This window comes from Rhodococcus sp. SG20037, assembly GCF_031763325.1.
In the GTDB taxonomy this organism is placed as follows: Bacteria; Actinomycetota; Actinomycetes; order Mycobacteriales; family Mycobacteriaceae; genus Rhodococcus_F; species Rhodococcus_F qingshengii.
This window is the reverse complement of the sequence record NZ_CP134497.1, coordinates 1,221,337-1,243,345: the sequence shown is the minus strand read 5'-3', so window position 1 is coordinate 1,243,345 and position 22,009 is coordinate 1,221,337. Positions and strand designations below refer to the sequence as shown.

18 protein-coding genes are annotated in these 22,009 nt (G+C 62.4%); 10 read left to right on the top strand and 8 right to left on the bottom strand.

All coding sequences use genetic code 11. The annotated features are described in order from the left end of the window. Positions 1–85: 85 nt before the first annotated feature. Positions 86–244, bottom strand: a complete 159-nt coding sequence (locus tag RHP72_RS05690) for a hypothetical protein (RefSeq protein WP_156423205.1) — start codon at positions 242–244, stop codon at positions 86–88. 205 nt (positions 245–449) lie between these two features. On the opposite strand from RHP72_RS05690, the gene RHP72_RS05685 reads away from it, so the two are divergent. After that, a complete protein-coding gene (locus tag RHP72_RS05685; protein ID WP_042452547.1) occupies positions 450–1,211 on the top strand; it encodes an SDR family NAD(P)-dependent oxidoreductase in 762 nt (253 codons plus the stop codon). On the opposite strand, the gene RHP72_RS05680 is transcribed toward RHP72_RS05685, so the two are convergent. Beyond that, a complete protein-coding gene (locus RHP72_RS05680; protein ID WP_003945592.1) occupies positions 1,193–1,330 on the bottom strand; it encodes a hypothetical protein in 138 nt (45 codons plus the stop codon). The genes RHP72_RS05685 and RHP72_RS05680 overlap by 19 nt on opposite strands. Positions 1,331–1,549: 219 nt before the next feature. On the opposite strand from RHP72_RS05680, the gene RHP72_RS05675 reads away from it, so the two are divergent. The 3 genes from RHP72_RS05675 (at position 1,550) to RHP72_RS05665 (ending at position 4,820) form a co-directional block, all read left to right on the top strand. Further along, positions 1,550–2,494, top strand: coding sequence for an alpha/beta fold hydrolase (locus RHP72_RS05675; RefSeq protein WP_065456078.1), 945 nt, complete (start codon positions 1,550–1,552; stop codon positions 2,492–2,494). A gap of 262 nt (positions 2,495–2,756) precedes the next feature. Continuing rightward, positions 2,757–3,530 (top strand): VOC family protein, encoded by a 774-nt coding sequence (locus tag RHP72_RS05670; protein WP_311094447.1) that lies wholly within the window; start codon positions 2,757–2,759, stop codon positions 3,528–3,530. A 135-nt stretch (positions 3,531–3,665) separates the two neighbouring features. Further along, positions 3,666–4,820 carry an alkaline phosphatase family protein gene (locus RHP72_RS05665; protein WP_007734589.1) on the top strand — a complete coding sequence of 385 codons (1,155 nt, stop codon included), beginning with the start codon at positions 3,666–3,668 and terminating at the stop codon, positions 4,818–4,820. Here the strand turns inward: RHP72_RS05665 and murJ are convergent. The 4 genes from murJ to RHP72_RS05645 form a co-directional block, all read right to left on the bottom strand. Then, the gene (gene murJ / locus RHP72_RS05660; protein WP_311094446.1) at positions 4,806–6,434 is read right to left on the bottom strand and encodes a lipid II flippase MurJ; all 1,629 of its coding nucleotides are present in this window, start codon (positions 6,432–6,434) and stop codon (positions 4,806–4,808) included. The genes RHP72_RS05665 and murJ overlap by 15 nt on opposite strands. A gap of 97 nt (positions 6,435–6,531) precedes the next feature. Continuing rightward, positions 6,532–7,560 carry a beta-ketoacyl-ACP synthase III gene (locus tag RHP72_RS05655; protein ID WP_003945837.1) on the bottom strand — a complete coding sequence of 343 codons (1,029 nt, stop codon included), beginning with the start codon at positions 7,558–7,560 and terminating at the stop codon, positions 6,532–6,534. A 161-nt stretch (positions 7,561–7,721) separates the two neighbouring features. After that, entirely contained in the window at positions 7,722–8,363 is a 642-nt protein-coding gene (locus RHP72_RS05650; RefSeq protein ID WP_042452561.1) for a response regulator transcription factor, read from the bottom strand. After that, positions 8,351–9,589 carry a sensor histidine kinase gene (locus RHP72_RS05645; protein ID WP_231917215.1) on the bottom strand — a complete coding sequence of 413 codons (1,239 nt, stop codon included), beginning with the start codon at positions 9,587–9,589 and terminating at the stop codon, positions 8,351–8,353. Before RHP72_RS05645 ends, RHP72_RS05650 begins: the two co-directional genes overlap by 13 nt. Before the next feature lie 109 nt (positions 9,590–9,698). On the opposite strand from RHP72_RS05645, the gene RHP72_RS05640 reads away from it, so the two are divergent. From RHP72_RS05640 to RHP72_RS05625, 4 genes are all read left to right on the top strand, one after another. Then, complete coding sequence (locus RHP72_RS05640; protein WP_051649487.1) at positions 9,699–10,481, top strand: ABC transporter ATP-binding protein; 783 nt, start codon at positions 9,699–9,701, stop codon at positions 10,479–10,481. Beyond that, positions 10,481–12,964: an ABC transporter permease gene (locus RHP72_RS05635; protein ID WP_311094445.1), complete on the top strand. Its 2,484-nt coding sequence runs from the start codon at positions 10,481–10,483 to the stop codon at positions 12,962–12,964. Before RHP72_RS05640 ends, RHP72_RS05635 begins: the two co-directional genes overlap by 1 nt. 21 nt (positions 12,965–12,985) lie before the next feature. Then, the gene (locus RHP72_RS05630) at positions 12,986–13,618 is read left to right on the top strand and encodes a class I SAM-dependent methyltransferase (RefSeq protein WP_311094444.1); all 633 of its coding nucleotides are present in this window, start codon (positions 12,986–12,988) and stop codon (positions 13,616–13,618) included. 89 nt (positions 13,619–13,707) lie between these two features. After that, the gene (locus tag RHP72_RS05625) at positions 13,708–15,543 is read left to right on the top strand and encodes an acyl-CoA dehydrogenase (RefSeq protein ID WP_007734578.1); all 1,836 of its coding nucleotides are present in this window, start codon (positions 13,708–13,710) and stop codon (positions 15,541–15,543) included. 85 nt (positions 15,544–15,628) lie between these two features. Here RHP72_RS05625 and RHP72_RS05620 read toward each other — a convergent pair whose 3' ends face one another. Further along, positions 15,629–16,261 carry a hypothetical protein gene (locus tag RHP72_RS05620; protein ID WP_230359540.1) on the bottom strand — a complete coding sequence of 211 codons (633 nt, stop codon included), beginning with the start codon at positions 16,259–16,261 and terminating at the stop codon, positions 15,629–15,631. 179 nt (positions 16,262–16,440) lie between these two features. Here RHP72_RS05620 and RHP72_RS05615 point away from each other — a divergent pair, with 179 nt between their 5' ends. After that, positions 16,441–17,163 (top strand): ATP-binding cassette domain-containing protein, encoded by a 723-nt coding sequence (locus RHP72_RS05615; protein WP_007734574.1) that lies wholly within the window; start codon positions 16,441–16,443, stop codon positions 17,161–17,163. Positions 17,164–17,168: 5 nt separating this feature from the next. Then, on the top strand, positions 17,169–19,181 hold the full coding sequence (locus tag RHP72_RS05610) for a YhgE/Pip domain-containing protein (RefSeq protein WP_007734572.1): 2,013 nt from the start codon (positions 17,169–17,171) through the stop codon (positions 19,179–19,181). A 1,434-nt stretch (positions 19,182–20,615) separates the two neighbouring features. Here the strand turns inward: RHP72_RS05610 and RHP72_RS05605 are convergent. Beyond that, complete coding sequence (locus tag RHP72_RS05605; protein WP_054781872.1) at positions 20,616–21,152, bottom strand: hypothetical protein; 537 nt, start codon at positions 21,150–21,152, stop codon at positions 20,616–20,618. Between the last annotated feature and the right edge of the window lie 857 nt (positions 21,153–22,009).

Sequence of the window (22,009 nt, the reverse complement as noted above, 5' to 3'; positions counted from 1 at the left end):
TGCAGACAAACCTCCGGCCCGCATCCACGAAGGCAATACCTTCAGAATGCGGGCCGGGGGCCGTAAATCCGGTTCAGCGAAGCAATCAAGCCTTCGGCTGCGAGCTTCCTGCGCCACCAATTGCGCCGAGAAGACCTGCAACTGCGCCGATGCCGACGAGAACGCCGCCCAGGCCTGCAATGATCTTCTGGAAGTCGCCGAGAGTTGCGAGGTCCGTCTTGCTGCTGCCAGTGGTGAATGCCATGTCTAGCTCCTCATCATGGAATGTGTACGCGGTCCGCGCGCCCGGTATGTAACGGCGCTCACAATATACGTAAGACGACCGAAATTTGAAGCGGTGCCGCTGAGTGGGACGTAACTCACATCTCATCCAGCGGGAACCCACGAGTAACAATGCGCGATTCGGACAACGCTTCGGGAACCGTTGAATGACGAGCAGGAGAACAGCAGTGGGCAAGTTGGATGGAAAAGTGGCCCTGATCACTGGCGCAGGGCAAGGCGTCGGCCAGGGAGTTGCGTTTGCGCTCGCCAAGGAGGGCGCTTCCGTCGCGGTCGCGGGCCGCACTGAGTCGAAACTCGTCGTCACATGTAACGAGATCGCCGAACGCGGAGGCCGTGCCGAACCGGTGCTCATGGATATCGCCGACGCGGATTCCATCACCGGAGCCGTGGCGCGAACGGTGGAACTGTTCGGCGGCGTCGACATTCTGATCAACAACGCCAGCCTCAACCCGCTCGGCAACGTCCTCGACCTCACTCCGGAGCGCCTTGCCGACGGATTGACGTCCGGCCCCGTCGCGACTCTGCGAACCATGCAAGCCTGTTACCCGTTCATGAAGGAGCGCGGCGGCGGGGCAATCATCAACATGGTCAGCTCCGTGGCCGTCCGCTGGGACGCTGCCGGCTACGGCGGCTACGCGGCCGTGAAGGAATCCGTCCGAGCCCTCAGTCGCGCGGCAGCATGCGAATGGGGCGTCGACGGGATCCGGGTCAACGCGGTTGCTCCCCACGCGTCGTCGCCGGGGCTGCAGCGGTGGGCAGATGCACGCCCGGAGGAGGCTGCCGCCTTTGTTGCCGGGATTCCGCTACGGAGGATCGGCGACTGCGAAACGGACATCGGAACCGCGGTGGCTTTCCTGGTCGGCCCGGATGCCGCGTATCTGACTGGAGCAACAATTCCGCTCGACGGTGGTCAGTCGCGCTGGGGCTGAGAGCTGGCGTCGTCGAAGGCAAGCACCGCCGACTTGGCTTCGGCGATCGGGCGGCGGAAAACGAAACCGACCAGAACGGATGCCAAAACCAAGGCGGCCAGAACAATGAGCCCGACCATCCACCACATGGTTTTCAGTATGCCCGAACCGACCTCCGCCGGACGCGCGCCACGGCCGCCGGAAAGCGGCGACAGCCTCGAAAAGTGCTGAACACCAGTCAAATTCCGTTTTGCCCGTTTCCTGAGCTTCTTGAGAAGCCGTGATCGATGACACATATTCGGATCCCGAACCGGAACGAGTGCGTGACTACGACGACACCTCGGTGCATCCTGGCAGGTATGGAATCCGCTGTTTCGGCCCAACTCACCGACGGAAGCACCCTCACACACCCGTGGGGCGGGACAAGCAACATCACCGATCTCGGCGGTGACGTTCACTGGATCGACTTCGGCGGTCCCAGCGGAGCGCCGCCCATCGTGCTCGTTCACGGTCTGGGCGGCTCGCACCTGAACTGGGTGCGGGTGGCACCGGCGCTGGCGGCGCGCACGCGCGTGTACGCACTTGACCTCGCCGGATTCGGACTCACCTCTGCCCGTGGGCGACACACCGGCGTCGACGCCAACGCAGTACTTCTGAATCGCTTTCTCGACGCAGTGGTGGGTGAGCCCGCCGTCCTGTTCGGCAATTCCATGGGCGGAATGGTCTCGGCAATGTCGACCCATGCCAGTCCCGAATCAGTCGCCGGCCTGGTGCTGGTGGATCCGGCGCTCCCCCTGCCCGTCCAACTTCCCGATCTGACCGTCGCCGCCCAATTCGCGCTCTACTCGATGCCGTACGTCGGTGAGCAGGTTCTCGGCTTCGGACGCCGAAAGATGTCAGACCGGCAGTTGGCCGCTCAGATGACCAGATTGTGTTTTGCCGATCCGACGCGAGCCGACCCCGCGGTCCTCGACGCGGGCGCTGCCTTGACGGCGATTCGCCGCAACGAACCTACCCAGGATGCCGAATTCCTTCAGGCGGCACGGTCACTGCTGATGACCCTCGCCCGTCCTGCCTCCTATCGAAAGACATTGCGAGAGATCACGACTCCGACGCTCCTGATGCACGGCGATCGCGATCGGCTTGTCCCGGTCGAGGCCGCACGGGCAGCCGCTGCTGCACATCCACACTGGACCACCATCATTCTCGGCGACACCGGCCACACCCCACAATTGGAGATTCCGGACGAGTTCACCCGTCATGCGCTCGCGTGGCTCGATCGCACGGGGCTGATCAGGAGCTGACACGTACCAACACTCCCCGGTGGAACGCCCTTGCCGATCGAGCAAGTGCCCCATCAACTTCGGAGTAGCAAGAACGATTCGGCGGTCGTCTACGTTGGCAGGTCCGGCCCACCGGGGAACGCGAAACGGACACATACCCCAAAGCTCTCGAACCCTGGGAATGTGTCGGGGTACGCGCGTAGTTTGAGATTCAGGCCTTCCTCGGCCAAGCATTTCCGCGTCCCCTGCTTGTGTATCCGTTTCGGTTAAGGAGAGTTTTCAGATGCCCGCACGCACAGCGCTCGACGGAACACCCTGTTGGATCGACCTCACCAGCTCCGACACCGAGGTTGCCAAATCCTTCTACACCAACGTGTTCGGCTGGCAAGCTGACACAAACGACGACCCGCAGTACGGCGGCTACGCGATCTTCAGCAAAGACGGGCAGCCCATCGCCGGGCTCGGACCCCAGCAGGAGGGAAACCCCTACTGCAACGTGTGGACCACCTACATCTCCTCGACTGATGCGGCAGCGTCGGCGTCCAAGGCCCAAGCCGCGGGCGGAATGATCATGATGCCGTCGATGCAGGTCGGTCCTCAGGGCAGCATGGCGATCGTGGGCGATCCGGCCGGTGCCGTCGTCGGCATCTGGCAGGCAGATCAGCACCACGGCTTCGGTTTGGTCGGCGAGGCCGGAGCGCCGGTCTGGCACGAGACCTTGTCCAAGGACTACGCCGCGGTCCTGCCGTTCTACACCGACGTGTTCGGCTGGACTTACGAGTCGATCGGTGACAGCGACGAGTTCCGGTACTCACAGGCCAAGCAGGGCGACACCGTCGTCGCCGGTTTGATGGATGCCAGCTCGTTCCTCCCGGCAGAGGCGCCGTCGTTCTGGCAGGTGTACTTCGGGGCGGACGACACCGATGCGGCCGTCGCCAAGGTCGTCGAATTCGGCGGCAGCGTCTTGCGCGATCCCGAGGACACGCCCTTCGGCCGTCTCGCGTCGGTGGCCGATCCACTAGGTGCCAAGTTCCAGATCTCCACGATCATGGAATGAATCTCCGCGCGGAGGCCGCACCGGTCCGCGGTCTCTGCGCGCTGATCATCTGGAAAGTCCGGATTTGACCGCACAGATTTGAACACTCGCCCAGAAGGTATGCAGTTTTCTGCGTCCAACGCCTAATCTCATGGGATGCCCGCCCCCGCCCCTCTCCTCGATGTGTACTCGCAGCCGACGCTGTCGACGCTTGCGCCGTCGGTACTCGCTTCTCTCGGAGTGAGCGGCGAAGCGAACCGTCTCGATCTACAGCCCAGCAAGAAGACCGTAATTCTGCTGGTAGACGGGATGGGCGCGAACTTGCTCGCCCGCAACGCCGAACACGCACCATTCCTGAATTCACTCGTCGGAACGCCCATCCGGGCAGGCTTCCCCACGACGACGGCCACCAGCATCGTCTCACTGGGGACCGGTCTGCCTTCGGGAGCGCACGGCATCACCGGCTACCAGTCCTACGTCGAAGAAGCCGATTCGGTGTTCAACTGGCTGGGTTGGCACAGCGCGGGCAAGAAGGAATCTCAGACCGACTCCATCGTCCCGGAAACCCTGCAGCCGCAGGCCACGACGTTCGATCGCGCCGCAGCAGCCGGCATCACCGTTACAACCGTCGTACCGTCGAAGTTCGACGGCAGCGGCCTCACCCGTGCCGGGATGCGCGGTGCCCAGTTCGCCGGAATCCAGGCATACGGAGACCTCCTCGCTCGCACCGTGGCGGCGTCGAAATCTGCCGACCGCACGTTCACGTACTGCTACATCAGCGAGATCGATGCACTCGGCCACGTCTACGGACCCGAGTCCGAGCCGTGGATTTTCCAACTGATGCTGGTCGATCGACTGGTCGAGCAACTCGCCGCGGCTCTCGGTCCGGACGTGAGATTGCTGGTGACGGCAGACCACGGAATGGTCGACGTGTCGGACGAGAACAAGATCGACTTCGACAACACTCCGATTCTGTCCAAAGATGTACTCGCTCTTGCCGGTGAACCTAGATGTCGTCACATCCACACCCGAGAAGGCGCTGCACAAGATGTTGCGGACCGCTGGCGCGCCGAACTGGGTGACCGCATGTGGATCGGGACGAGGTCCGAGGGCATAGTCGCAGGATTGTTCGGGCCTGCAGTGCATTCCGAGTATCACGGCCGGATCGGTGATGTCATCGCCATTGCGTCCGGGGACGTGGCCGTCGTACGTCGATCTGTCGAATCGGGACTGTCCGGACTCCGTGGACAGCACGGCGCACTCACTCCGGACGAACTGCTGGTACCGCTCTTGTCCTCAGGACAGCAGTAGGGTTCGCGCCCGGCGAATCTCGGGAACACCGACGACCTTGCATGCACCCAACAGGACGACGGCACCGACGGCCGCACCCGCCGACAATGAAATAACAGCAGCAAGCCTGGGCTCGGGAACTCGGTTCTGAACCGCCACCACCAAAGCGAGCGCACAACCACCTGCCAGAATTGCCGCCGCCGAAATCCTTCCGACGGTGGCCTGCACGCGACGGAATCCCAACAGCCCGTATCGCTTTCGAAGAAGGATGTGGCCGAGTACCGCTCCACACACGTAGGAGAACGAGCCGGCGGCACAGACGGCCAGGACCAGCCTTTCGTCACTAGCCGACAGTGACGCAAGAAGGACGAGCGCAGTCTTGGCGACCACCATCACCAGGGCGATCACCGCGGGAGTTCGGGTGTTGTTGTCGGCGTAGAACACTCGCAGCTGAAGCATGACCATCGCAAAGGGCACCAGCCCGAATGCACTGACCGCAACGGCCGTCCCGATCAACCGGGCACTGCTGCCGTCGACCCGGCCGAAGAAGATCAAGGTGGTCAACGAGGGGCCGAACACCATGAGCGCCACAGTCACCGGGATCAGCGCCACCACTGAATACCGGGCTCCCCGGCCGAGATCGGATACGACGCCGACGTCGTCACCCGCAGCAACCGACCTGGCGATCCGCGGCATCAGCACCGTCAACAACGACACACCGAGAATGCCGTACGCCACTTGAAACAGCAGATCCGCGTGCGTGTACATCGAGTAGACGTGACGGGAGAGAGTGACCTTCATCGTCACCCACACACCGATCTGGCCGGCAACGACGTACACAAGTACCCAGCCGAGCAACGGCGCCCCGACGCGCACCGGGCGCCAGGTGTGCGGTACGACGCGCACGCGAAGGCGCCACCGAAACCCGTTGCGGTGCAGCGCTCGAGCAACGACGGCGGTTTGCGCCACGATCCCGAGCAGAGTGCCGATACCGATCACCAGAACCTGCGCGGTGGTCATCGACTCGGGAGTCAGAGCCACCGGTCCCGGGATACACAGGAAGACAGCGACCGTCACCAGAAGGACGACGTTGTTGATCACCGGTGCCCAGGCCGGCGCGCCGAACACCGATCGAACGCTGAGCACAGCCGTCATCATTGCCGTGACGCCGTAGAAGAAGATCTCCGGAAGAAGCAAGTACGCGAAGAGCGTCGTGAGCTCTCGTTGAGCCGGATCATCGATCACGGCCGAGACCAGAGGCGGCGCGCACACCACGGCCACTACCGTCACGAGCGCAAGAGCCAGCGCTCCGACGGTGAGAACGCGCTGCGTCTGCTCTCGTTCGAGCGTCCGCCCACGGCTCCGTTGCCGCGTCAGATACGGAAGCAGGACGCTGGCGAGAATCCCGCCGAGGAGGAGCTGATAGACCATGTTCGGGAAGCTGTTGGCCGCGTTGTACGCATCACTGACGAGGGCAATGCCCAGGACCGCGGCAAGGGCAAGGGTGCGGACGAAGCCGGTGATCCGACTGACCGTGCTGGCGAGCGCCACTTGCCCACCCATCTTTGCCAAGCTGCCGCCCGTCTCAGCTGAACGTTCGGACTTGCGTTCGGACTCCCCCACACTCTCGACCATCTCGCCAGAGTGCCACATCGCAGACGTTCGACGATCCGGACGGAAACGGAAGGGCGCCCCGAACCGTGGGTTCGAGGCGCCCTTGCGAAAGGAACAATCAGGCGGATTCTGCTCCAGCCAACGGCGGCATGACGACAACCTGACCGGCGAAGGACAGGCCCGCACCGAAGGCGAGAAGCAATGCCTTGTCGCCCGGCTTGCACTGGCCGTCGCGCAGCATCTGCTCCATGGCGAGCGGGATCGAGGCCGCGGATGTGTTGCCCGTCTCGGCGATGTCGTTGGAGACGGGGAAGCCCTCGGGCAGCTTCATGCTGCGAGCGATGACCTCGTTGATGCGCTGGTTTGCCTGGTGCGGCACAAAAGCGTCGATGTCTTCGATACCCAGCCCCGACTTCTCCAGGGTGCGAGTGGCGACCTTGCCCATCTCGAAGGCAGCCCAGCGGAACACCGCGGTGCCGGCCATCTTGATCCACGGCCGAGGTCCGGTCGGGTTCTTGGTGTAGTCGAGCCAGCTGGGCTCCTGAACGATGGCGTCGGACTGGCTGCCGTCCGAACCCCACTCGACCGGGCCGATTCCGACGGTGTCGCTCGGGCCGACGACAACTGCGCCTGCGCCGTCACCGAAGATGAAGCGCACGCTGCGATCGGTGGGCTCGGTGGCCTCGCTCATCAACTCGACGCCGACGACGAGTACGTGATCAACCGTGCCACCGCGAACGAGGTCGCTGGCCACTGCAAGAGCGGTACAGAAACCGGCGCAGCCTGCCGCGACGTCGAAAGCAGCCGGACCCTTGATGCCGAGCTCGTGGGCGACGATGGACGCAGCCTGGGGAGTCTGCAGGTCCCACGTCGACGTCGCGATGATCACGGCGCCGATCTGCTCAGGGGCAATGCCGCTGACGTCCAGTGCTTTACGGGCCGCGCTGATCGACATCGCGAGGATGCCTTCACCCTCGCCGGAGAACCGGCGCGACTTGATACCCGATCGCGTCTGGATCCACTCGTCGGTGGAATCGATCAGCTCACAGATCTCGTCGTTGGTCACGACTCGCTCCGGGCGGTGAACGCCGAGCCCGAGAAGGACGGACTGCCGACCTCCGGCCACACTGGCAATCGGCTTACCCATTGATCGATCTCCTCGTTGGTTTCTGGTGATGACGCGCATTCGACATCACACGTTACGTACAGGACATAAGCCCCTGCCTCTCAGGTCACCGTTCGATCACGGCAACAACATGAGGCTGGCTCACATTACGCTTCGGTCAGGTATGTAGTCCAGATCCATGATCAGGCGCGCAAATGAGCTAGAACTGCCAAAACACGACGATGCCCGCTTTCGGAAGCCGACAGGCCGAGTTTTGCGAAGATATTTCCTATGTGCTTGCTCACAGCAGTGTCGCTGACGACCAGTTTCCTGGCGATTTCCTGATTTCCCAACCCCTCCGCCATCAGTCCGAGAACTTCGGACTCGCGTGGAGTCAGCGATCTGATCGGATCGTCGGCGCGTCGACGGCTCATCAGTTGGGATACGACCTCGGGATCCATCACCGTTCCACCGTCGACGACCCGGTTCAATGCGTCGACGAACTCGGCTACCTTCCCGACTCGTTCCTTGAGCAGGTACCCGACCCCGCCAGCGCCTCCTGCCAACAATTCACCGGCGTAGCGATCCTCGACGTAAGCGGAAAGGACCAGGACGGGAAAGCCCGGGCGAAGCTTGCGCACCTCGATCGCCGCTCGAAGTCCTTCGTTGGTGAAAGTAGGAGGCATCCGGACGTCGAGCACCGCGGCGTCGGGGGTTGTCTCCTCGAACACCGTGAGGAACTGCGCGGCGTCGGAGACAGCAGACACCTCGAAGCCCTCTCCGCGGAGCAGCAGGGCCAGCCCCTCTCGCAGGAGAGCGTCGTCCTCGGCAATCAGAATCCGCACGGTAGTTCCACCCTCATCGTTGTCGGTCCACCCTCCGGGCTCTCCAATACTGCGGTTCCTTCGAAAGCCTCGACCCGGCGTCGAATACCCGCCACGCCGCCGCCCGGGCGTTCGTTCGCGCCGCCGTGACCGTCGTCGATCACGTCGATGAGCATCGTCTCACCCGACGGGTCGTCCGACGTCTCCGTCCGTGCCGTGACGGTGACCCTGCGCGCTCCGCTGTGTTTTGCGACGTTGGTCAAGGCCTCGGCGACGACGAAGTACGCAGCAGCCTCGACGGCAGCCGGGGCACGGCGGAGCTCGTCGATCTCGAGTACGCAGGGCACGGCGGAGCGCCCGGCGAGCGCCGAGATCGCGCCCTCCAGACCCAACTCGTCGAGGATCGGCGGGTAGATGTCGTGCACCAACGTCCGGAGTTCGCTCAACGCCTCGGTGGCCGCATCCTGGGCCCGATGCAGTTGTGGCAGAGCCTGGTCCGGATTGTTCTGCAACGACCGCTCGGCCATCCCCAACATCATCACCACCGCGACCAGACGGTTCTGCGCTCCGTCGTGCAGATCCCGCTCGATGCGCTTGAGTTCGGCCGAATGCGCGTCGAGCGCCGCAGCGCGGCTGGCCGTCAGGGCGGTGACGCGCTTCGAGAGGTCCGAACGCGTATCCGGCGCAAGCAAAGTCGTGGTCGACCAGCTGATCCATTTCGCCATCGCGGGGATCAACCACCACGCGATCAGGAAGTACAGGATGCCGATCAACGGCATTCCGGCAGCGCCCAGCCACGACGTCACGGGGTACGGGTTGTTGACGGGTTCGCCCGCGGGCATCTGCTGCCAGTACAGCGGGACGGCAATCGCATTGAGCGCACCGAGTGGCAGAGCAATGGTCAGCATCGCCGCGACGAAAGCACCCAGACCATGAATCGACAACCAGGCCGCGTCGCGCCTCGTCGACTGATCGGTGAGGAACCGGCTCCAGTCCCCGAATGTCGGATTGCTGGGCATCGGTGGGTATCGCTGCAGAACAGGGCGTCCGGTGTACGCAGCGGTGCGTTTGCGAGCCAGGCCGGCCCACCACCGGAGCACTCGCACGTACGACGGCAACAGCAACCAGCCGACGATCAGAATCGAGAGCGACAACAGAATGAGACCGACCATCAGCAAGAACAGGGAAACCACAGCTGCCGCGCCCTCGACGAGCACGTACACCGCAGCCCTGGTTCTCTTCTTCACTGCCCCAGCATGCCGCACCACACCGCACGATCCACTACAGCTGGCTACACCATTGATTCGGGACTCTGCTGGATGTCGACGAATGGCGAATCTCCATAGCGTTCTTCCCATGAAGAATCGACACTCGGTCCTCGCCCCGCCGGCTCCTGGTGCCACGGGAGCTCGAACATCTGCCGTGCGACTCGAAGGGGTCAGCAAGGTCTACGGCAACGGCCGCGGCGCCGTGACCGCCCTCGACAACGTCAGCCTCACTCTGCCGCGCAGCACCTTCACCGCAGTGATGGGCCCGTCCGGATCAGGTAAGAGCACTTTCCTGCACTGCGCCGCGGGCCTCGACCGACCGAGCAGCGGATCGGTGTGGCTGGGCGACACCGAAATTTCACAACTGAAGCCGAAGGCCCGCAGCATCTTCCGTCGCGATCACATCGGTTTCGTCTTCCAGGCCTACAACCTGCTCGGCGCTCTCGACGTCGAGCAGAACGTCACGCTCCCCCTACTCCTCGCCGGGCGACGAGCCGACAAGCAGTACCTGACCTTCGTCCTCGAATCCGTCGGACTCGGATCGCACCGCAAGCGCAAACCCTCCGAGTTGTCCGGCGGTCAGCAGCAACGCGTCGCCATCGCACGCGCCCTCGTCACCCACCCCGACGCACTCTTTGCCGACGAACCGACCGGCGCCCTCGACTCCCGTAGCGCCAAGCAGGTTCTGGAGTTGTTGCGCCGGACAGCCGCCGAGTTCGACCAGACCATCGTCATGGTCACGCACGACCCGGTGGCCGCGTCGTACGCCGATCGTGTGCTGTTCCTCGCCGACGGGAAACTTGTCGGGCACATCGACCGCCCGACCCCGCAGCAGATCGCCGAGCGCATGACACACCTCGGGGACTGGTGATGATGAAAGCGCACACCTTTGCGCACCTGAAAGCGCATCGCTCCGGTTTCGTCGCCGTGTTCGTCTCCGTATTCTGCGCAGCGCTCCTCACCTGCGGTCTGGGTGTGCTGCTGGAATCGGGAGTGCGAGGCGGTGTCTCACCACATCTCTACGCCGGTGCCGACGCCATCGTGAGTGCGCCACAGGCGCTCGAGGTCAAGGAAGACGCCGATCAGCCCTTTGCCGAGCGAGTTCTCCTCGCCGGCGATACGGTCCGCAAGCTCGACGCACTCGATGTCACCGTGGTTCCCGACATCTCCGTCCCCGTCAGCACCGCCGAGGGCGTCGTACTCGATGCACATCCTTGGGAAACAGCACAATTGGCGCCGTACTCGCTCATCGAGGGGCGCGCTCCGCAGAGCCGCGACGAGGTGGTCTCGACCACGGGCGCCGCGCTCGGCGAGCGAATCACGCTGGCTCACGGCGCGGTAACGGACGAGTACACCGTCGTCGGCACAGCTGATTCGGCTTCGGTGCCGTCACCCGACCGTCCGGCACTCGTCTTCCTCGACGACGCAGAGGCCGAACGGTTGTGGCCGCACCAGAACGCTGTCACCGCAGTCGGATTGATCGCTCCCGAAGGCGTGGATGCTGCCGCTCTCGCCCGCGATGCACTCGCCGGAAACGGTGCGGAGGTCTCGACCGGCACTGCACGCGGAGGCATCGAATTCCTCGACGCCGGTGCTGCGCGGACGCAGTTGATCGTGCTCTGCGCGTCGTTTGCCGGTCTCGCGTTGATGGTCAGTATGTTCGTCGTTTCCAGCACGCTGTCGCTCTCGATCAACGCCAGACGCCGAGAGTTCGCTCTGTTGCGGGCAATCGGAGCCACCACGCGGCAAGTGCACGTCATGATCGGACGTGAAGTGCTGCTCGTTGCTGCTGCGGCGGCAGCTCTCGGCGCGGTGCCCGGATACCTGCTCGCCCGAGTGCTGGGCGCACAGTTCGCCGACGCCGGGGTCATGCCCACCGATTTCGCGCTGGCCTACAGCCCGCTTCCGGCGATCGCAGCTTTCGTGATCTGCGTACTCACTGCCCGCGCGGCAGCGGCGATCGCGGCACGACGACCGGCGAAGCTCGACCCCGTCGAAGCGCTTCGCGAATCCGAAAGCGGCCCGGCGAAACTGAGCCGCGGACGCATCGTCACCGGGCTGATCTTCGGCGCCGCCGGCCTCAGCGCCTGCGTCCTCCCTGCTTTCCTGCCCGGCAGCGTGGCGGCCGCTGGAGCCGGTTCGAGCGCACTGTTGTTGATCTTCTCGGTCGCGCTGCTCGGCCCCATGTTGGTGCGCGGCATCATCAAGGTGATCGGCGGTCCGCTGCGCCGCAGTGGGTCGGCGTCCAAAGTTCTCGCTGCCGCCAACGCCGAATCCAATTCGAGACGGCTCTCGTCGGCGGTTGTTCCGTTGGCTCTCGCAATCGCGCTCGGCTCGGTGCAGTTCTTCAGCCAGAGCACCGTCGCCGCCGAGGCGACCAACCAGTCGATCAAGGGCGTCACCGCCGACCTGATCGTCGGCGCACCAGCCGGTATCGCTCCCTCGCTCCTCGAGTCGATCGCATCGGTGCCCGGAGTGAGTGCGGCAAACCCGGTGGTCCGCAGTCAAGTCCTCCCGGTACCCAGCGGAGAGGAAGGCGGCTCAGCCGACAGCGCGATCGCGGCCCAGGGCATCGACGCCGCCAGCGCCGACGCGACCCTCGATCTCGCGGTGACCGAGGGCGACCTCAGCGCTCTGACCGGCGATACCGTTGCCGTGAGCGAAGACGGCGCCTTCACCCTCGGAGCCAAGGTAGGCCAGCGCGTCGACCTCTATCTGGGTGACGGAACACTGGTACATCCCATGGTCGTCGCAAAATATGGTCGCGGCCTCGGATTCGGGGACGTGACCATGCCGATCGAGACTTTGCGTCAGCACTCCACCGACGCTCTGATCGACACCGTTCTGGTTGTTGCCGAACCCGGACGGTCGGCCGAAGTCCAGCAGTCGTTGCGCTCGTTCCCCTCGATCGCCGCGATGAACCAGGACCAGTTCGGGGCCGCGGGCGAAGATCAGCGTCGTATGCAGTCGTGGGTCAGCATCCTCGCCGTCCTCGTCCTGCTCGGCTATCTCGCAGTCGCAGTCGTGAACACCCTGGTCGCCGCCACTGCCGAGCGTTCCCGCGAGTTCGCGCTCCTTCAACTGGTGGGCTCGCGGACGAGGCAGGTCCGAGCAATGATGCGCATCGAGTCGTTGATGGTGGTGGGAATCGCCATCGTGGTCGGATCACTGATCGCCCTGCCGCCTCTGATGGGCATTGCCGTAGCGGTGTCCGGGCAGCCGATCCCGGCGATTTCACCGGCGATCTACGGTTCCATCGTCGCGGTGACCGCTGTTCTGGGATTTGTCTCCATCGCGATCCCGACGCGCGCCGCTCTACGCAAGAACCCGATGGACGGAGTGCGTAACCACTGAGTGGCACTACCGTCGTCATCTATGGATGCGGCGGCCTGGGACAAGAAGTACGAAGAAACCGAGCTCGTCTGGGGCGCTCCTCCCAACGAACTGCTGGTGGAATACGCGACGGCCCTCCCCCACGGCCAGACACTGGACCTGGCGTGCGGCGAGGGCCGTAACGCGTTGTGGCTCGCGACCCGCGGTTGGGAGGTCACCGGGATCGACTACTCGGCCGTCGCGATCGAGAAAGCCCGCACGATCGCGGCCCGCTCGCCCCGATCGGTTCTCGACCGGCTCGACTACCGATGCGGCGACGTCACCGTCGCGGATTACGCCTCGAGGAACGGGCAGGGATACGACTTGGCCCTGCTTCTTTACCTTCATCTGCCCGCACCACAACGCACCCTGGTTGTGAACCGTGCCATAAATTCTCTGAAACCTGACGGAATCCTCATGATTTTGGGTCACGACCGAAGCAACATCGACTACGGCGTCGGTGGGCCGCAAGATCCCGAAATCCTTTACACACCAGAAGAATTGATGCAGGAGTTCCACGGAAAGCTCGAGTTCGAGATCGCCGGAAATCCCCACAGGCACACCGAAACGGGAATCGCGGTCGACGCGCTTGTCATCGGACGCAAATCCGGTGTTGGCAATGCAAAGAACGGCTAGTAACATGTATTAAGTTACCGACGAGTAATAAACTTCGGGCGGTACTAGGAGTGCTGGACCGCACCACCTCACTGGGAGAAGCAGAAGACATGGGCCATTACAAGAGCAACGTTCGGGACCTGGAGTTCAACCTCTTCGAGGTTCTCGGACTGGAGAAGCCACTGAGCGAAGGCGCTTGGGGCGACCTGGATGCCGACACTGTCCGCAACATGCTGGCAGAGGTCGCACGCCTGGCCGAGGGACCGCTTGGCGAATCTTTCGCCGATGCGGACCGCAACCCCCCTGTCTTCGATCCCGAGACGCACACCGTTGCACTTCCGGAATCCTTCAAGAAGTCGTTCAAGGCTCTGTGGGATGCCGAGTGGTACCGCATGGGATTGAGCGAAGAGGTCGGCGGCGTGCCGGTTCCCCGCTCCGTCGTGTGGGCCATCGGTGAGCTGATCCTGGGCGCACAGCCTGCAGCGCACATGTACCAGGCCGGACCCGCCTTCGCGGACGTGCTGTTCAACAACGGCACCGAAGAGCAGAAGAAGTGGGCAGCCACCATCGTCGAACGCGGATGGGGCGCCACGATGGTCCTCACCGAGCCCGACGCCGGCTCCGACGTCGGTGCCGGACGCACCAAGGCGATCAAGCAGGACGACGGCTCCTGGCACATCGAGGGCGTCAAGCGCTTCATCACCTCGGCCGACTCGGACGACCTGTTCGAGAACATCTTCCACCTCGTTCTCGCTCGCCCCGAAGGCGCCGGACCGGGCACCAAGGGCCTGAGCCTGTTCTTCGTCCCGAAGACGCACTTCAACTTCGAGACCGAAGAGTTCGGCGAGCGTAACGGTGTCTTCGTCACCAACGTCGAGCACAAGATGGGCCTGAAGGTCTCCGCCACGTGTGAGGTCACCTTCGGCGGCCACGGCATCCCCGCACAGGGCTGGCTGGTCGGCGAGGTCCACAACGGCATCGCCCAGATGTTCGACGTCATCGAGCACGCTCGAATGATGGTCGGCACCAAGGCAATCGCCACCCTCTCCACCGGTTACCTCAACGCTCTCGATTACGCCAAGCAGCGCGTGCAGGGCGCAGACCTGACCCAGATGACCAACAAGGCAGCACCGCGCGTGACCATCACGCACCACCCCGACGTGCGTCGTAGCCTGGCAATGCAGAAGGCATACGCCGAAGGCCTGCGCGCGGTGTACCTCTACACCGCAGCTCACCAGGACGAGGTTGTCGCCCAGCTCGTCTCGGGCGCAGACAAGGACACCGCGTTCCGCGTCAACGACCTGCTGCTCCCGATCGTCAAGGGCGTCGGCTCCGAGCGTGCGTACCAGTACCTGACGGACAGCCTGCAGACCCTCGGTGGCTCCGGCTTCCTGCAGGACTACCCGATCGAGCAGTACATCCGCGACTCCAAGATCGACTCGCTGTACGAAGGCACGACGGCCATCCAGGCTCAGGACTTCTTCTTCCGCAAGATCGCTCGTGACCGCGGCGTCGCGCTCGCTCACGTTGCCGGACAGATCAAGACCTTCATCGACAGCGAAGCCGGCAACGGTCGTCTGAAGGCGGAGCGCGCACTGCTCGCCACCGCACTCGAAGACGTCCAGGCCATGGCCGCCACGCTCACCGGCTTCCTCATGGGAGCTCAGGAGCAGCCCACCGAGCTGTACAAGGTCGGCCTCGGCTCCGTCCGCTTCCTGATGTCCGTCGGCGACCTGCTCATCGGCTGGCAGCTGCTCCGCCAGTCCGAGATCGCTCTCGCAGCACTCGACAACGGCGCTTCCGACAAGGACAAGGGCTTCTACGAGGGCAAGGTCGCCATCGCTTCCTTCTTCGCCAAGAACGTCCTGCCCGAGCTCACCGCTTCACGCGAGATCATCGCGAACACCGAGAACGACATCATGGAGATCGACGAAGCAGCATTCTGATTCGTTCCTGATTCATGAAAAGTGCCGGTCCCGAGAACGTTTCGGGGCCGGCATTTTCATGCTCAGCAGTCCATGGAATCCGAGGTCATCTGCGCTCGACGGTCGGACAACTGATCTGTGCGGACAGTACGGACGTCGTCGGTTGTTCGCCGGGCCGTGCCGCCCTTCCCACCAGGGAAAGCGCCACGCGCCTGCGGTCCGGAGAACTGACGATTTCGATGGACTTGTCGTCACCGCCCCCGAAGGACACGAACTGTCCGCTCTGATCCGAGAACTTCATGATCGCCGACCCGTGCTGACCTGGTTCCGGTTTTTCGTTCACGTAGACCTGCAACTGGAAATCACGTCCCGGATACTCGCCGCCGCCGTCGTACTCGTAAAAGGAACTGGTGTGCACCTCGTAGGCCCACTGGCGGTGACCGGCGGGCAGCGAATCCGCCCAGTTGTGCTCGAAACACGTGACGGATCCGGGCAGCGAGACATTGGCTGCGCCGCTCCACCCACCGGACAGGGTGATGGCTCCGTACGGCGCTGCTTCGGACTCGTGCCGATCGGAAGGCAAGGGCGGAACGGTCACGGGTCCGACATTGCGACCGGTGAACTCGAAAAGCCTCTCGCTCGACACGAACGGGGGCGACTCGCGCTCGCCGGCACAGGAGACAACCGACAGGGTGGCCATGACCAGTAACGCACACATACCGCGTCTACGAACCGGCACCTCGACTCCCCCGTTCCGTTTCCAACAGAATACATACCGTTCGGTCTTCAAGTTGTCGAACGTGTCCGACACATCCCATTCATGGGACCGCTCGCCCGCTACCGATGTGATTGGGTGAGCACGAACGTCCACTGAACCAGCACTCGGTTCTTTCGCAGGCCGAGTAGATCAACAGACAGGTGATCATCGTGGTCGCACCAGAGCACGCACAACCCGATTACGCCCCTGACCTGGCATTGACCGCCACGGACTTGGCGCTCGACGGCCCATGGGGGCCGGTGTTCGGACCCGTCAATCTCGAGATTCGTGCGGGCGGTGTGACCATCCTCGAAGGCTCGGCCGGTTCAGGACGTACGTCCTTACTTCTGACACTCAGCGGACGAATGAAAGCCAGTTCCGGCTCACTGTCCGTCTTCGGTCGAACGCGTCCCCGCGAGATCTTCGAGATCGCCGGGGTCGCCGGGTTCGAGGACATCGACGAGCTTGCCGAATCCGTCACCGTCCGCGATCTGATCACCGAACAAATTCGCTGGGATGCGCCCTGGTACAAGCTCATCGGACGCGCCGGAGACCGCGAACTCGAAGCGGTGTGCGCTCCCGTCTTCGGCGATCATCCGTTACCTGCGCTCGGCCGGTACGTCAGCGATCTCGGGGAACTCGAGGCGATCCTGCTGCGTATCGCCGTCGCGAACACGAAAAAGCCGGCCCTGCTTGTCGTCGACGATCTCGAACAGGTGCGGCGCGACTCCGAACGCGCATACCTCGTCGAGCGACTCGTCGAGATGGGGAGCTACCAGACCATCATCGCGTCGACCGTCAACCCGCTGCCAGACGGATCACCCATCGATGCCGTCACCCTGCTCCAAGAAGTCACCAATCCCGACCAAGAAGGGGCGAGGTAACCGCGATGCTCGCTGGAATGTCTCTCGGAACCGAACTCAAGCGGTTCTCCCGCGGCGCGATGCCCAGGATCGCACTCGTCACCATCATCTTGATGCCACTGCTGTACGGCGCGATGTACCTGTGGGCATTCTGGAATCCGTTCGGTGAGGTCAACAAGGTCCCCGTCGCGCTGGTCAACACCGACCGCGGCGCGATGGTGCAGGGTCAGGAGCTCAACGCGGGCGACGAGGTAAGCCAAGCGCTGCTCGATTCCGGTGAGCTCGATCTCCACCTGGTCTCGCAGCAGGAAGCCGCTCAGGGAGTCTCGGACGGCACGTACTACTTCTCTCTCACATTGCCTGAGAATTTCAGCGAGGCCGTCGCCTCCCCGACGACCAAGGACCCCCACAAAGCTCAGTTGCAGTTCACCTTCAACGACGTCAACAACTACCTCGGCACCATCATCGGCCAAAACGCCGCCCAGCAGGTCCTCAGTCAGGTCAGCGACAAGATCGGCGCGCAGTCCGTCGAAACAGTTCTGGTCGGATTGACCGATGCGGGTGCTGGTTTGAAGCAGGCCGCCGACGGAGCGCTCCAGCTCTCGGCCGGAGTGAACACTGCCAACGCCGGAGCCGGCGAATTGGCGTCGGGCTCGAAAACTCTGGCCGACAACATGGTTACCGCACGTGACGGTGCAGCCACTCTTGCCGGCGGTACAGCGCAACTCTCGACCGGTATCAACACCGCCACGGACGGCGTCCTCGCACTGACCGACGGTCTGGGGCAGCTCGATCTCGGAGCCGTCCAACTTGGCGACGGTGCAAGCCAACTCAGTGGTGGCGTCACCCAGGTCGTCGACCAACTGAGTGTCCTCGGGAACACACAAGCAGACGTCGCACAGCTGGTCGGGCAGGCAGTGGCCAGCCTTCGACTGAACCCGGATCCCGTCAGCCAACAGATCGCCAATGCCCTCGCGCCTGCCCAGGACATGCTGCGCACTCAGGGTTTCGGTGAAGCGACCATGGGCCAACTGGGCGAACTCAAGAGCGGTGCACAACAACTCGCCTACCAACTCGACGATCCGTCGAGCACCTTCCGAGCCGGGCTCAGCGCCGCGGCCAACGGCGGTGGTGAACTCCGCAACGGCCTGGTACAGCTGCGTGACGGCGGTCAGCAAGTCAACGACGGCGCTCAAACCCTCAGTAGTGGACTGGTTCAACTCACCGACGGAAGCGTTCAACTCTCCGATGGTGCAGCCAAACTCGCAGACGGCACCGAGCAACTCCGTGCCGGGTCTGCCGAACTCGCGACCAAACTCACCGAGGGCGCCGGTCAGGTCCCCAGTTGGAGCGATCAGCAGCGAACCGCAACCGCTCAAACCCTCTCCAGCCCGGTCGAACTACAGGAGACGTACGAGAACCGGGCAAGCACGTTCGGTACCGGTTTTGCTCCGTTCTTCCTGCCCCTCGCGCTGTTCGTGGGCGGCATCATCACCTGGATGCTGCTCAAGCCGCTCCAGAACCGGCCCATCGCAAACGGACTCGGCGCGCTGCGAGTGGTCCTCGCCTCGTACTGGCCGGCATTGCTCATCGGCATCTGCCAGGTGATCGTGATGTACCTGGTCGTGCACTTCGCCGTCGGCCTGCACCCCACACACGCCCTCGGCACCGTCGGATTCCTGATGCTCATCACTGCCACGTATATGGCGTTGATCCAGGCATTCAACGCCATCTTCGGAGTCTCCGTCGGACGCGTCATCACCCTGGCGTTCCTGATGCTGCAACTGGTTTCGGCCGGCGGCATCTATCCCGTCGAAACCACCGCGAAACCGTTCCAGATCATCCACCCCTTCGACCCGATGACCTACGCGGTGAACGGGCTACGACAACTCACCGTCGGCGGTATCGACTCGAGACTGTGGGTCTCGATCGCCGTCCTCGGCGGCCTTCTCGTCGCCTCACTCGGCGCCAGTTCACTTGCTGCACGCCGAAATCGGCAATGGACCATGGACAGGCTGCATCCGCCGATCGAAGTCTAGGCGAGGGTCTCCGGCCAAGGCTCCACGGTCAGCGCAGGCCATTCCCTGCGCCACCGTGCTGCCTTGGCCTCGTAAACCTCTCTCGGCGCCAGCACCGGGAGGGGCGGACGATCATGTTTTGAAGCTGCCTCGCACGTGATGCAGACCCTGCCAGGAACCTTTACGACAGGGTCTGCATTCGGCTATCTCAGATATCGTCGGAGCTGCCGATCAGCTCACGTCGAATATTCTATTTCGCGCTCATCGATCGAGGCTTGCCCACCCGCCGCCTTCCATTGATGCGGTCCACAACCCGACCAACGTCAGCCCGTAAAACGCTAGCGTGTTCTTGACACTTCCGGTCCAGAAATCAGACGACATGAGTTCACCCTTCTTTACGAGAGTCCGACAAGGAATTGTTGAAGCGGAAACCTAAGGGCGTAGAACGTCATGGTTGCAAGTTCAGCCAGGTCCGTGCTCATTGCGTTGAGCGACATCTAGTTTCTCCTCAGATTGAACAGGGTCACCGGGGGTAACCGAATGACAGTTGGAGCGGGATATCCATCAGATATGTAAATAACATCGGAAGCATCTGTTCTACGGTCTGCCCCAGCGACGCGGTACCTTGCTGCACGGATCCCATCAGCCCTCTCCTCCACTCGCGGACATGTCGAGCGAGATGGCGTTCAATCCATCAAGCCCGTCGCCTAACGATGTTGCAAAGGACGGGATAAATGCCCGCAGGAGGGCCATGAACTGACCTAACATTTGTTACTCCGTTTCCAGTAGGTAATTGCTCTGACTGTGGCGCGGGGCCAGGTCGGTTTATCCGGCACAACAGTGGTTGCCAAGCGAGGTTTTGGGGAAGCCCGCAACTCCTCGTGGTGCCGACAACTGTACCCAAAATTTGCAAATTAGGAACTCGTTCTAGGAATTTTTCTTGCCATAGATGGAATTCATTTAGTTAGCACTAAAGTCCTAGTACTATAGTTCGGTTCATTAAATCTTTAGGACTAGAAATTTTGCACCGAAAGCGAGATGGAACCGCTTGCAGGATCAGAAAGCCACCCGAATCACGGATTCAGGTCGCGCAGCCAACTTCCCGATCACGGCTTCACGAACACTATTCAGTGGCACAAGAATTGATTGCGAGCCAACCTTACGGCGATTGCCCATAAGCCATGACTTCGAGACGATACCGATGCCGTCCAATCCGTGCCGGACGACCGAATTACATCGAGCAGGCTGCGAGACAAAGCCGCAGAGACAGGCCTGCATTCGTCACAGCCGAAGCAGCATTCGCCATCTCCCTGGCGACACCCGCGCCCATTGTCACAATTGCCGAAACACACACCCGAACTCGCAACACGGCGTCATACGGCGAACGGGTTGGAGCACGGAGACCCGCACTCCAACCCGTCCAGGTTCTTACGATCAACCTTGCAGCCGATCGACTTACTGGTAGTAGAAGTTCACCTTCGAGGCCCTATCCGAAAAGATGAACGCATTGCCATGGAGGAGGAACTCCCCTGCATCGATGACGGCGTCCGCCCCGCCGCCCGACCACTGCCCTGTGCGAGTTGTTGTGCCGTCCAACACGGTCGGAGTGTCGGTGGACATCCTGACCTCACCACCGCTCGTCACGGTGCTAGCCATCGCCGAGTCACCCTGCATGCACCATCCACCCGCGGCATTCGTTGTGGCGGTGAAGGTCGTGATCGGAGTCGTGCTGGAGGATGAGCTGTATAGCTTGCCAGTGACCTGGGCGCCCACTACCGCTTTGGCACCAGAAGGCACGCCCGCCACGTGGGCGTCCGGGCCGACGTAGAAATTGCCACATACCTGATACGCAGAGGATGCGGAAAGAGTTACGGCGGAGCCAGCAGCGCCGACGGTGGCAGCGGATGCAATACCGGTTCCGGCGAGCACCATCGCACCGGCTGCGGTACCGAGCAGGACACCTCTGACGGAATTCTTGGCAGTCAACTTCACGAGTTCTTCCTTCGGTTGAATTGATAGACCCCAGGCGTTCAATTCATAGGCGAGAGCGCGGAGTCCTTAACGCTCCAACCCGATCTGTTCTGACCATCTCTTATCACCAACCGACCTGCTATCTTCGGGGTTATCGCCAACTTCGCATTTATGGCCCTGCTCGCAGGGCTACAGCTTTCCCTAAAAGGGAATGCCCTGGTGAGAGCTCGCATTGAACAGGACCCGAAGCTCTGGTGACGTGAGTCACTGTACTCACATTTCGTCCATCCGGGAACAGGTTCTAGAAATTTTTCGTCCAACCTCGATATTTTTCTCAATGAAATTTCGAGCATCGAATGCAAAGCGTTTAAACCGACAATCCAAATAGTCGAGAAGTTTGAAAAGCCACGACAGTCGTCGAGCAGAAAATATTCCGATATATCGCACGTTGCACGAAAAGTCACATAGACAAACCACACTTTCACCGTAGAATGTTCATTTGTTAGTGATGATTGCTATTCACATTGGAGAAACCTTATTAGCACTAAAGAATTAGACGTAAAGTATTAGAAACAATCCACCAAATATCGGAAGAGATTTTCACCATGAGGGGACCCAGACAATCATGGATGAACGTCGCAGCACACTGAAAGTTCGTGAAATTAGCGCAGACGATTCCGAAAGGCGCAAGGTCTTGCGGGGGTTCAACTACCAGAACTACAGCTGGATGCGTTGAATCCGGCCGGTTGTCTCCATGCACGGACGGACGAGACAGCAGGGTCGACACGGATCGGCCACAGTTCGTGGCCGTGGCGGACGCACTGCGACCAGGGAAGACACGCCTCTCACGCCGAAATCGGCAATGGACCATGGACAGG

Excerpts from the sequence above, each read along its gene's own strand:
- RHP72_RS05665 (WP_007734589.1), top strand. The coding sequence starts at position 3,666 with ATGCCCGCCCCCGCCCCTCTCCTCGATGTGTACTCGCAGCCGACGCTG.
- RHP72_RS05675 (WP_065456078.1), top strand. The coding sequence starts at position 1,550 with ATGGAATCCGCTGTTTCGGCCCAACTCACCGACGGAAGCACCCTCACA.
- RHP72_RS05630 (WP_311094444.1), top strand. The coding sequence starts at position 12,986 with ATGGATGCGGCGGCCTGGGACAAGAAGTACGAAGAAACCGAGCTCGTC.
- RHP72_RS05690 (WP_156423205.1), bottom strand. The coding sequence starts at position 244 with ATGGCATTCACCACTGGCAGCAGCAAGACGGACCTCGCAACTCTCGGC.
- RHP72_RS05680 (WP_003945592.1), bottom strand. The coding sequence starts at position 1,330 with ATGGTCGGGCTCATTGTTCTGGCCGCCTTGGTTTTGGCATCCGTTCTG.
- RHP72_RS05670 (WP_311094447.1), top strand. The coding sequence starts at position 2,757 with ATGCCCGCACGCACAGCGCTCGACGGAACACCCTGTTGGATCGACCTC.
- murJ (WP_311094446.1), bottom strand. The coding sequence starts at position 6,434 with ATGGTCGAGAGTGTGGGGGAGTCCGAACGCAAGTCCGAACGTTCAGCT.
- RHP72_RS05610 (WP_007734572.1), top strand. The coding sequence starts at position 17,169 with ATGCTCGCTGGAATGTCTCTCGGAACCGAACTCAAGCGGTTCTCCCGC.
- RHP72_RS05655 (WP_003945837.1), bottom strand. The coding sequence starts at position 7,560 with ATGGGTAAGCCGATTGCCAGTGTGGCCGGAGGTCGGCAGTCCGTCCTT.
- RHP72_RS05640 (WP_051649487.1), top strand. The coding sequence starts at position 9,699 with ATGAAGAATCGACACTCGGTCCTCGCCCCGCCGGCTCCTGGTGCCACG.
- RHP72_RS05625 (WP_007734578.1), top strand. The coding sequence starts at position 13,708 with ATGGGCCATTACAAGAGCAACGTTCGGGACCTGGAGTTCAACCTCTTC.
- RHP72_RS05635 (WP_311094445.1), top strand. The coding sequence starts at position 10,481 with ATGATGAAAGCGCACACCTTTGCGCACCTGAAAGCGCATCGCTCCGGT.